Below are 11,668 nucleotides of genomic sequence, written 5' to 3'. Positions count from 1 at the left end.
TATTATGCGTTCTTCCTAACTAACTCTCTTACAACCGAGAGAAATCATTGAAAAGTGCAAGCCCCATTAACAGCACCAGCAAAATCGAGCCAATGCGATAACTAAAGTCTTGAACTCGCTCGGATACCGGCCCGCCTTTTAGCTTTTCAATCGCTAAAAACAGCAGATGACCCCCGTCTAAAACGGGAAGCGGGAACAGGTTGATTATCCCAAGGTTCACGCTAATGAGCGCGAGGAACATGAGATAGTAAATCACCCCGAATTCCGCTGACATCCCAGCCCCCTGGGCAATCGAAATTGGCCCACTGAGGTTGTTCAGTTTCACATCACCGGTTATCAATTTCCCCAACATGTTGACCGTCAGCTTCATCAGTTGCCATGTTTTATCCGTGGCTTCAAGGATGGCGCTGAACGGCCCATACTGGCGTATTGTCTTGTACTCATCTGGCAGCGGGATCACTTTTGGCACAACGCCTGCAAACCCTTCTGCCTTCTTGCCGACCGACTTCGTATCCGGGATCAGCGTCAGCGAAAGCGGACTGCCCTGCCTTTCAACTTCCAGCGCGAGAGACGTACCCGGATTATCGCGCACCAGAGTAACAAAGGTCATCCACTCTGTTAATGGTTGACCATCGACTTTAACGATCCTGTCGCCTGCTTGCAAACCCGCTTTGCTCGCCGCCGAGTTTGCCTGTACTTCGGCTAATACCGGCTCGATCTGCGCGCCGCGCGGACGAATGCCCAGCGCAGCGACGGGATCCTCTTTGTCTGGCTCGAAACGCCATTGACGTAAATCGAGCACTTTGTCCTGACGGGCGTCTGACCCAAATGGCGATACGCTGATGGTGGTCTGCGGATCGCCAATTTTAGCAACCAGCTGCAGTCGCACGGCATCCCAATCAGGGGTTTCGATGCCATCAATCGCTTTAAGTTCCATCCCGGATGTAATTTGCGCACTCGCCGCGATGGAGTTGGGGGCAATGTCACCTACTACCGGACGCACGCCAGGGACGCCGATGATAAACACCAGCCAGTAAGCGAAAATTGCAAAGATGAAGTTGGCTACCGGTCCGGCAGCGATGATGGCGGCGCGTTGTCCAACGGTTTTATTGTTGAATGCGCTGTGTCGCAGTTCAGGCGCGACAGGCTCGACGCGTTCGTCGAGCATTTTGACGTAGCCACCCAGCGGGATAAGGGCGATAACAAATTGCGTACCGTGGCGGTCGGTGCGCGTCCAGAGTGATTTACCAAAACCGATGGAAAACCGTTCTACGCGCACGCCACAGCGGCGAGCAACCCAGAAATGGCCAAATTCATGCACGGTAATCAGTACACCCAGTGCAACTATGAACGCCGCCAGATTCCAGAGAATGCTCAGCATAAAACCTTCCGTTAAATCGTCCCGAATACCAGTAAAAGCAAACACGCAAACACTGGAACAGCCGCTGTCAGGCTATCAATGCGATCCAGTATACCGCCATGCCCTGGAATCAGGTGTCCACTGTCCTTAATCCCTGCTTCACGCTTGAACATACTTTCGGTTAAATCACCGAGCACGGAGGCAAGCGCAGCAAAAATCGAGCACACCAGCAGTATTGATGGTGCCACTTCAAGATTCGCCCAGACGCCGTAGCCCCAGGAGATGATCGCGGCCGTGAACAAACCGCCGATAAATCCTTGCCAGGTTTTGCCCGGAGAAACCTTCGGTGCCAGCTTATGTTTGCCAAACAGTTTACCAAACATATAGGCCCCGGAGTCAGCCCCCCAGACGAGAATCATCACATAAAGCAGCCAGATAGCACCGCTGTAGTGGTTTTCGTCGTAGTGCCAGGCGCGCAGCGCAACCATACCCCAGAAAAAAGGAATAATGGTGAGCAAACCAAAAATCAGTCGCAGCACTTTTGAATGACGCCACAACGCCGCGGAGCCGGGATAAAACAGCACCAGCAACAGCGCGGCAACCCACCAGGCCAACGATATCCACAAGGAACCAGCCACCAGAGGCTGATGAATATCATGATGATATTCAGGCAACGTGAACAGCATTACGGCCAGAATAAAGCCACAAAGTACCGCAAGCCATACTCGCTGCGTACGCGAGGTAAAGCCGCTAAACTGTCCCCATTCCCACGCGGCGAGCATGCACACCACCAGCGTAACAATAGCGAATCCCACCGGGGGCAGTAAAAACAGCGCCGCAATGACAATGGGTATTAATACAAAAGCGGAAATCAGGCGATACTTCAGCAAAAGCTACCCCCATCAGGCGTTGTCGCCACCAGGCTCGGTGCCGCCGAAACGACGCTCTCGATTGGCAAAGGCATGCAGCGCACCTTCAAAGTCTTGTTCATCAAAATCGGGCCAAAGAACATCTGTAAAGTAAAGTTCGGCATAGGCAATTTGCCATATCAAAAAGTTACTTATGCGATGTTCTCCCCCTGTCCTAATTACTAAATCCACAGGTGCCAGTTCATTCATGCAGATTTGCTTGCTCAGCGCTTCTTCATCAATTTGGTCGGGTCTCAACAGCCCTTCCTGAACCTGTTCGGCGAGATGCCGAACGCCCTGGATAATATCCCAGCGTCCGCCGTAATTCGCCGCAATATTCAGCGTCAGACCGGTATTATTTTCAGTCAGCGCCTCTGCTTTACGAATCCGTTCCTGCAAACGTGAGTTAAAACGACTGGTATCGCCAATGATACGCAGGCGGACGTTGTGGCGGTGCAGGCTTTTTACTTCGCTGTCTAGCGCCCACACAAACAATTCCATCAACGCAGTCACTTCCTGCAGCGGTCGATTCCAGTTTTCACTGCTAAAAGCATAGAGCGTTAACGCATCAATGCCGTTATTGGCGGCAAAAGAAACGGCGCGGCGAACGGATTTCGCCCCAGCTTTATGCCCAAAGGCTCGTATCTTCCCTTGTCTTTTCGCCCAGCGGCCATTGCCATCCATAATGATTGCTACATGACGGCAGCCATGAGCTGGCAAGTTTTCGCTTATTGGTTGATTCGCAGACAACATAACGCGTTTTTTGTCCCTGAAAAGGATTTAACGGTACTCAGGAATACTGAAGCCGATACATAAAAAAGCCGTGTCAAACCACGGCTCACCTGACCACGTAAAGTCAAATACCTGCGATCAGGTGGCGCAGACTATATCACTGAAGCCCAACGCTAACAAATAGCACGACGACTAGTGGTTGCTTTATCACCAGCTTGCGAGACGTGTCACCTGTTGGCGCGCAATATTACGCGCAGCTGCATCCACCGTTAGCACCTCTTCCACGCTCTGTGGTTCGCGCAAATCCATCATCTCCAGTACCGATAAATTTAACGCCGCAATATCGGTAAAACGAATTTGCTGATTCAGAAATGCTTCAACGGTAATTTCATTGGCTGCATTCAGTGCCGTTGTCGCCGCCTGCCCCTGGTCAAAGGCCGTCATTGCAAGCTTCAGACAAGGGTAACGGTCATAGTCTGGTTCACTGAACGTCAGGGAACTTAGCTTGCAGAAATCAAGCGGCTTCACGCCGGACTTCACTCGATTCGGCCACGCCATGGAATGGGCAATCGGCGTACGCATATCCGGTTCGCCCAACTGCGCCAGCACGCTGCCATCCTGATAACGCACCATCGAATGAATCACCGATTGCGGGTGAATCAGTACTTCCATCTGTTTCGCTGACGCATTAAACAGCCAGCGCGCTTCAATGTATTCCAGACCTTTGTTCATCATGGTGGCAGAGTCAACGGAGATTTTACGCCCCATTGACCAGTTCGGATGACGGCACGCCTGATCCGGCGTCATCGCACGCAGTTCAGACAGTGGCGTTTCACGGAACGGGCCACCAGACCCGGTAAGCAGAATCGACACGACGCCATTCTGCTCCAGGTCAGCGTACCCCAGGTTCTGTTGAAAAGGTTGCGGTAAACTCTGAAAAATCGCGTTGTGCTCGCTGTCGACGGGCAAAAGACGCGCGCCGCGCTGCTTCACTGCGTCCATAAACAGGCGTCCGCAGGTGACCAGCGACTCTTTATTGGCCAGCAAAACGTCCTTACCGGCATCAATCGCGGCAAGCGTCGGCAATAATCCTGCCGCCCCGACAATGGCCGCCATCACCTGATCCACCTCATCCAGCGCCGCCATCTCGCAGGCCGCCTGTTGGCCACTCAGCACCTCGGTTCGACTGCCCTTCTCAAGCAGCTTTGCTTTCAGCAGGCGCGCGCTCTCTTCGTCATCCATCACCGCATAGCGGGGCGTAAACTCCAGGCACTGCTCAACCATTCGCTGCACATTCTTACCGGCCACCAGCGCTGTCACGGTGTAAAGTTCAGGATTATGGCGAACAACGTCGAGAGTGCTGCAACCGATAGAGCCGGTTGAGCCAAGGAGTGTTAAATGCTTCATGAGATGCCCGAAAAGTTAGACCAGATAAAAGCAAAACGCCGCCAGCAAGACCCAAAGTCCCTCTGAACGGCGTTTATCAGTGTACGACAGAAATCAGAACTGCATCAGTTCCGCTTCTTTATCTGCCAGCGCCGCATCAATTTTCTTGATGGCAGCGTCAGTCATTTTCTGAATGTCGTCCTGAGAACGACGATCGTCATCTTCACTGATCTCTTTTTCTTTCAGCAGCGCTTTGACTTTATCATTCGCGTCGCGACGGACGTTACGCACGGATACACGACCCTGCTCAGCTTCGCCACGTACCACTTTGATCAGGTCTTTACGACGCTCTTCGGTCAGCGGTGGCAGTGGAACGCGGATGTCAGCACCCGCAGAGCTTGGGTTCAGACCGAGGTCAGACGCCATGATCGCTTTCTCAACCGCCGGGCCCATAGAACGATCGAATACGTTGATTTTCAGCGTACGGGTATCTTCTACCGTCACGCTCGCCAGCTGACGCAGAGGGGTTGGCGTACCGTAGTACTCGACGATGATGCCATCCAGCAGGCTTGGGGAAGCACGGCCAGTACGGATTTTGCTGATTTGGGTTTTGAACGCTTCTACGCATTTTTCCATGCGTACTTCAGCATCTTTTCTGATGTCGTTAATCACGTTACGAATCCTTGAAAACTTGTCTCAGGCAGACTATCCGCCAGCACAGCGCTACAGGTGTGCTAAGTATAGTCGCGTTTAATTCATGACAACGCCAAAGGCGCGCCCGGGTAAGATACCACTACAAAATAAAGCGGAATCTTACCTGTATTTATCGTCAACGGAAATTATTCCGTGATCAAAGTGCCTTCTTTTTCGCCCATGACCACGCGACGCAGTGCGCCAGGTTTGTTCATGTTGAAGACACGAATTGGCAATTTGTGGTCGCGAGCCAGCGTGAAGGCGGCAAGATCCATCACTTTCAGCTCTTTATCCAGCACTTCGCTGTAGCTCAGCTGATCGTACATGGTGGCAGAAGGATCTTTTGCCGGGTCGGCAGTAAACACGCCATCGACTTTAGTCGCTTTCAGTACCACATCAGCTTCGATCTCGATACCGCGCAGGCAGGCAGCGGAATCGGTCGTAAAGAACGGGTTACCCGTACCGGCGGAGAGGATCACCACGCGGTTGTTGCGCAGCAGGCTGATAGCTTCTGCCCAGCTGTAATTATCGCATACGCCATTCAGGGGGATCGCGGACATCAGGCGGGCGTTCACATAGGCGCGATGGAGCGCATCACGCATCGCCAGGCCATTCATCACGGTTGCCAGCATACCCATGTGGTCGCCCACAACGCGGTTCATCCCCGCTTTCGCCAGACCAGCACCACGGAAAAGGTTGCCACCGCCAATGACCACGCCAACCTGGATGCCCAGTTCGACCAGTTCTTTGATTTCCTGTGCCATGCGATCAAGGATGCTTGCGTCAATACCGAAGCCTTCCGATCCCTGCAGCGCTTCGCCACTCAGCTTAAGCAGAATGCGTTTGTACACGGGTTTTGCATTGGTAGCCATGTTTCTTTCCTGAGACTGTCAACGATTAAGATGGGGGTTAATTCTGGCGACATGATATGCCGCAAATCAGTACAGCGATACTGGAGCCTGTCTGATTTCCTGTGACGGGTGACAAAAAGAAGCCGCCCTCAGGCGGCTCCTTTTCAATCATTAAGACTGCTTGGACATTGCAGCAACTTCTGCTGCGAAGTCAGTCTCAACTTTCTCGATGCCTTCGCCCACTTCGAAGCGGATGAAGCCAGTTACGTCAGCGTTGTGCTCTTTCAGCAGCTGAGCAACAGATTTGCTTGGGTCCATTACGAATGGCTGGCCAGTCAGAGAAACTTCGCCGGTGAATTTCTTCATGCGGCCTTCAACCATTTTCTCTGCGATTTCTTTTGGTTTACCAGACTGCATCGCGATGTCCAGCTGAACCTGGTACTCTTTCTCTACCACTTCAGCAGACACGTCTTCTGGCTTAACGAATTCTGGTTTGCTTGCAGCGATGTGCATTGCCAGCTGTTTAACCAGCTCTTCGTCAGCGCCTTTAGCCGCAACCAGAACACCGATACGAGCACCGTGCTGGTATGAACCCAGAACGTCGCCTTCCAGAGAAGCAACGCGACGGATGTTGATGTTCTCACCGATTTTAGCAACCAGCGCAACACGCTCTTCTTCGAACTGTGCTTTCAGAACTTCAACGTCAGTGATTTTGCCAGCAACCGCTGCGTCCAGAACTTTGTTAGCAAATGCCTGGAAACCACCATCTTTAGCAACGAAGTCAGTCTGGCAGTTAACTTCCAGAATGATGCCGTAGGTGCCGTCGATCTTAGTGATGATCACGCCGTCAGCAGCAACGTTGCCTGCTTTTTTAGCTGCTTTGATCGCACCGGATTTACGCATGTTTTCGATTGCCAGCTCGATGTCGCCGTTCGCTTCAGTCAGCGCTTTTTTGCAATCCATCATGCCTGCGCCAGTACGCTCGCGCAGCTCTTTTACCAGGGATGCGGTAATTTCAGCCATTCTTAAATCCTCGGGAGATGTGAACTGCCCGGCCGGGGGCCAAACAGTGTAAATTGAAAAAAGGGGCCGGTAATGGGCCCCTATTCATACACGGTACTAATAAGGGGTAAAACCTTATTATTCAGCTTCTACGAAGCTTTCTTCCGCCTGAGAAGCCAGATCCTGGGAACGGCCTTCACGAACGGTAGCAGCTACAGCGCTCAGGTACAGGCTAACAGCACGGATTGCGTCGTCGTTACCCGGGATAACGAAGTCAACACCGTCCGGATCGGAGTTGGTATCAACGATAGCGAATACCGGGATACCCAGGTTGTTAGCTTCTTTGATAGCGATGTGCTCGTGGTCTGCATCGATTACGAACAGCGCGTCTGGCAGGCCGCCCATATCTTTGATACCGCCCAGGCTGTTTTCCAGCTTGTCCAGTTCACGAGTGCGCATCAGCGCTTCTTTCTTAGTCAGCTTGTCGAAAGTACCGTCCTGAGACTGGGTTTCCAGATCTTTCAGGCGCTTGATGGACTGACGAACAGTTTTCCAGTTGGTCAGCATGCCGCCCAACCAGCGATGGTTCACGAAGAACTGGTCGCAGCTGTTAGCAGCATCTTTCACAGCTTCGCTTGCAGCGCGCTTAGTACCAACGAACAGAATCTTACCTTTACGGGAAGAGATCTTGTTCAGCTCAGCCAGGGCTTCGTTGAACATTGGTACAGTTTTCTCAAGGTTGATGATGTGAACTTTGTTACGTGCGCCGAAGATGAAAGGCTTCATTTTCGGGTTCCAGTAACGGGTCTGGTGACCAAAGTGAACACCAGCCTTGAGCATGTCGCGCATGGAAACAGTTGCCATGTTTAAAACCTCTATATTGAAAGTTGGGGTTATGCCTCCACGTATCCCATATTACCGACCCCGAAGGGCACCCCGGAATATGTGCCGATACGTGTGTGTTGTTACACAAAGTGAGATTTGTCGCTCCCGTCCAGCCTGTGTATCTGAGATGGATCGGAAGTCCGGCGCGCTTTATACCACAAAACACGACCAGAAACCAACAGTTGTTGGCGGAGTGTGCTGTTAATGATTCTCAATTTGGCACGGAGCGTGCCTGACTGATACCATTGACGACACTTAGACTAGTATTGTCGAAAAAATCGACACCGATGGACAGATTACATGGCTATCTCTATTAAGACACCTGAAGAAATTGAAAAGATGCGCGTCGCTGGTCGTCTGGCCGCGGAAGTGCTGGAAATGATCGAGCCGTTCGTGAAGCCGGGCGTCAGCACGGGTGAACTGGACCGCATCTGTAACGACTATATCGTGAACGAGCAGCACGCGGTTTCCGCCTGCCTCGGCTACCACGGTTTCCCGAAATCCGTCTGCATCTCTATTAATGAAGTGGTGTGCCACGGCATTCCTGACGATGAAAAACTGCTGAAAGACGGCGATATCGTCAACATCGACGTGACCGTCATTAAAGACGAGTACCACGGTGACACCTCAAAAATGTTCATCGTTGGCAAGCCGACCATCCTGGGCGAGCGCCTGTGCAAAGTCACCCAGGACAGCCTCTACCTGGCGCTGAAAATGGTGAAGCCGGGTATTCGCCTGCGTACTATCGGCGCCGCAATTCAGAAATTTGTGGAAGCGGAAGGGTTCTCCGTGGTGCGCGAATACTGCGGTCACGGTATTGGCCGCGTCTTCCATGAAGAGCCGCAGGTTCTGCACTACGATGCAGACGACGGCGGCGTTGTGCTGCAAAAGGGCATGACCTTCACCATCGAGCCAATGGTCAACGCCGGTGACTACCGCATCCGCACCATGAAAGACGGCTGGACGGTGAAAACCAAAGACAGAAGCTTGTCTGCCCAGTACGAGCATACTATTGTGGTAACAGACAACGGCTGCGAAATTATGACGTTGCGCAAGGATGACACCATCCCGGCGATACTGACGAACATTGAGTGATAAGAAGCCGGCAAATGCCGGCTTTTTTAATGGCGATAGCTTTTTCTTATGGGTGGCGCACGATGAGTAATCTTTTACCCGAACAGTATGCTAACACAGCCCTTCCCACCCTCCCCGACCAGCCCGATAACCCGGGCGTCTGGCCGCCGCACGAGCTGACCTGCGCGCATATTAAAGCCCATATGGATGTTTTCCATCGCTGGCTGGGTAGCGCGTTCGATGCAGGCGTATCTGCCGAGCAGCTCATTGAGGCGCGCACCGAGTTTATCGACCAGCTCCTGCAGCGTCTGTGGATAGACTACGGTTTCGGGCAGGTTAGCGACGTCGCACTGGTTGCCGTCGGGGGCTATGGCCGCGGTGAGCTGCATCCGCTTTCCGATATCGATCTCCTGATCCTGAGCCGCAAAAAGCTGCCGGACGAACAGGCGCAAAAAATCGGCGAGCTTCTGACCCTGCTCTGGGACGTGAAGCTGGAAGTCGGCCACAGCGTTCGCACCCTGGAAGAGTGTCTGCTGGAAGGGCTATCGGACCTGACCGTTGCCACCAACCTGATTGAAACCCGTCTGCTGATTGGCGACGTCGCGCTATTCCTGGAGCTGCAAAAACACATCTTCAGCGACGGCTTCTGGCCGTCAGAAAAGTTCTTCGCCGCGAAGGTCGAGGAGCAAAACCAGCGCCACCAGCGCTACCACGGCACCAGCTATAACCTTGAGCCGGACATTAAAAGCAGCCCCGGCGGCCTGCGCGACATCCACACGTTACAGTGGGTCGCCCGTCGCCATTTCGGCGCCACCTCGCTGGACGAGATGGTTGGCTTCGGCTTTTTAACCGAGGCGGAGCGTAACGAGCTTAACGAGTGTCTGCACCTGCTCTGGCGCATCCGCTTTGCCCTGCATCTGGAAGTCACCCGCTACGATAACCGTCTGCTGTTTGACCGCCAGCTCAGCGTGGCGCAGCGCCTGAATTACCAGGGGGAAGGTAACGAGCCGGTTGAGCAGATGATGAAGGATTTCTTCCGCGTCACCCGCCGGGTCACCGAGCTGAACCAGATGCTGTTGCAGCTGTTCGACGAGGCCATTCTGGCCCTGACGGCCGACGAAAAGCCGCGCCCGATTGATGACGAATTCCAGCTGCGCGGCACGCTTATCGATCTGCGCGACGAAACGCTGTTCATCCGCGAGCCGGAAGCGATTCTGCGGATGTTCTATACCATGGTGCGCAACAGCACCATCACCGGGATCTACTCCACCACCCTGCGCCATCTGCGCCACGCGCGCCGCCATCTGACGCAGCCGCTATGCTATATCCCGGAAGCACGCTCGCTGTTCCTGAGCATGCTCCGCCACCCGGGTGCCGTCAGCCGCGGTCTGCTGCCTATGCACCGTCACAGCGTGCTGTGGGCCTATATGCCGCAGTGGTCTCACATCGTCGGGCAGATGCAGTTCGATCTGTTCCACGCCTACACGGTGGATGAACACACGATCCGCGTGATGCTCAAGCTGGAAAGCTTCGCGAAAGAAGAGACGCGCTCCCGCCACCCGCTGTGCGTCGAGCTGTGGCCGCGTCTGACCCATCCGGAGCTGATCCTGATTGCCGCCCTGTTCCACGACATCGCCAAAGGCCGCGGCGGCGATCACTCGGTGCTCGGCGCGCAGGACGTGCTGAAATTTGCCGAGCTGCACGGCCTCAACTCGCGTGAAACGCAGCTGGTGGCCTGGCTGGTGCGCCATCACCTGCTGATGTCGGTCACCGCCCAGCGTCGGGACATTCAGGATCCGGAAGTCATTAAGCAGTTCGCGGAAGAGGTTCAGACGGAAAACCGCCTGCGCTATCTGGTCTGCCTGACGGTCGCCGATATCTGCGCCACCAACGAGACCCTGTGGAACAGCTGGAAGCAGAGCCTGCTGCGCGAGCTGTACTTCGCTACGGAGAAACAGCTGCGTCGCGGAATGCAGAACACGCCAGACATGCGCGAGCGCGTGCGTCACCACCAGCTGCAGGCGCTGGCGCTGCTGCGGATGGATAACATTGATGAAGAGGCGCTACATCAGATTTGGGCCCGCTGCCGCGCCAACTATTTTGTCCGCCACAGCCCGAACCAGCTGGCGTGGCACGCGCGGCATCTGCTGAAGCACGATCTGTCGCAGCCGATGATCCTGCTAAGTCCACAGGCCACCCGCGGCGGGACCGAGATTTTCATCTGGAGCCCGGACCGCCCTTATCTGTTTGCTGCGGTCTGCGCCGAGCTGGACAGGCGTAACCTGAGCGTGCACGACGCCCAGATTTTCACCACCCGCGACGGCATGGCCATGGACACCTTTATCGTGCTGGAGCCGGACGGCAGCCCGCTGTCGTCGGACAGGCATGAAGGGATACGTTTTGGTCTGGAGCAGGCGATTACCCAGCGCAGCTGGCAGCCCCCGCAGCCGCGTCGCCAGCCGGCAAAATTGCGCCACTTTACCGTGGATACCGAGGTCAATTTCCTGCCGACCCACACCGATCGTAAATCGTTCCTGGAGCTGATCGCGCTCGACCAGCCAGGGCTGCTCGCCCGCGTCGGCCAGGTTTTTGCCGATCTGGGAATTTCGCTTCATGGGGCCCGAATTACAACGATTGGCGAGCGAGTAGAAGATTTATTTATAATCGCCACCGCCGACCGGCGTGCCCTTAATAATGACCTGCAGCTTGAAGTGCAACAACGGTTGACAGCAGCCCTCAATCCAAACGATAAAGGGTGATATGTTTTTTAGTGAAAT

General features: G+C 54.2%; 10 protein-coding genes. 2 read left to right on the top strand and 8 right to left on the bottom strand.

Annotated elements, in window-relative coordinates:
• Positions 1-28: 28 nt before the first annotated feature.
• The 8 genes from rseP to rpsB form a co-directional block, all read right to left on the bottom strand.
• On the bottom strand, positions 29-1,381 hold the full coding sequence (gene rseP, locus ACHH0Z_RS11855) for a sigma E protease regulator RseP (protein WP_008501905.1): 1,353 nt from the start codon (positions 1,379-1,381) through the stop codon (positions 29-31).
• An 11-nt stretch (positions 1,382-1,392) separates the two neighbouring features.
• Entirely contained in the window at positions 1,393-2,250 is an 858-nt protein-coding gene (cdsA, locus tag ACHH0Z_RS11850) for a phosphatidate cytidylyltransferase (protein WP_008501906.1), read from the bottom strand.
• 12 nt (positions 2,251-2,262) lie between these two features.
• Positions 2,263-3,021, bottom strand: a complete 759-nt coding sequence (ispU, locus tag ACHH0Z_RS11845) for a (2E,6E)-farnesyl-diphosphate-specific ditrans,polycis-undecaprenyl-diphosphate synthase (RefSeq protein WP_021240487.1) — start codon at positions 3,019-3,021, stop codon at positions 2,263-2,265.
• A gap of 186 nt (positions 3,022-3,207) precedes the next feature.
• Complete coding sequence (ispC, locus tag ACHH0Z_RS11840; protein ID WP_045406461.1) at positions 3,208-4,407, bottom strand: 1-deoxy-D-xylulose-5-phosphate reductoisomerase; 1,200 nt, start codon at positions 4,405-4,407, stop codon at positions 3,208-3,210.
• 93 nt (positions 4,408-4,500) lie between these two features.
• The gene (gene frr / locus ACHH0Z_RS11835; RefSeq protein ID WP_008501909.1) at positions 4,501-5,058 is read right to left on the bottom strand and encodes a ribosome recycling factor; all 558 of its coding nucleotides are present in this window, start codon (positions 5,056-5,058) and stop codon (positions 4,501-4,503) included.
• 167 nt (positions 5,059-5,225) lie between these two features.
• Positions 5,226-5,951: a UMP kinase gene (pyrH, locus tag ACHH0Z_RS11830; RefSeq protein WP_008501910.1), complete on the bottom strand. Its 726-nt coding sequence runs from the start codon at positions 5,949-5,951 to the stop codon at positions 5,226-5,228.
• A 150-nt stretch (positions 5,952-6,101) separates the two neighbouring features.
• The gene (gene tsf / locus ACHH0Z_RS11825) at positions 6,102-6,953 is read right to left on the bottom strand and encodes a translation elongation factor Ts (RefSeq protein ID WP_014830708.1); all 852 of its coding nucleotides are present in this window, start codon (positions 6,951-6,953) and stop codon (positions 6,102-6,104) included.
• Between the two features lie 117 nt (positions 6,954-7,070).
• The gene (gene rpsB / locus ACHH0Z_RS11820) at positions 7,071-7,796 is read right to left on the bottom strand and encodes a 30S ribosomal protein S2 (protein WP_003856207.1); all 726 of its coding nucleotides are present in this window, start codon (positions 7,794-7,796) and stop codon (positions 7,071-7,073) included.
• 321 nt (positions 7,797-8,117) lie between these two features.
• Here rpsB and map point away from each other — a divergent pair, with 321 nt between their 5' ends.
• Positions 8,118-8,912, top strand: coding sequence for a type I methionyl aminopeptidase (gene map / locus ACHH0Z_RS11815; protein ID WP_008501913.1), 795 nt, complete (start codon positions 8,118-8,120; stop codon positions 8,910-8,912).
• Positions 8,913-8,974: 62 nt separating this feature from the next.
• On the top strand, positions 8,975-11,650 hold the full coding sequence (gene glnD / locus ACHH0Z_RS11810; protein ID WP_023345458.1) for a bifunctional uridylyltransferase/uridylyl-removing protein GlnD: 2,676 nt from the start codon (positions 8,975-8,977) through the stop codon (positions 11,648-11,650).
• The last annotated feature ends 18 nt before the right edge of the window (positions 11,651-11,668 follow it).

Source organism: Enterobacter cloacae complex sp. 2024EL-00227, from assembly GCF_043945315.1.
In the GTDB taxonomy this organism is placed as follows: domain Bacteria; phylum Pseudomonadota; class Gammaproteobacteria; order Enterobacterales; family Enterobacteriaceae; genus Enterobacter; species Enterobacter roggenkampii.
The sequence above is the reverse complement of the archived record's forward strand: the minus strand, read 5'-3'. Positions and strand labels throughout refer to the sequence as shown.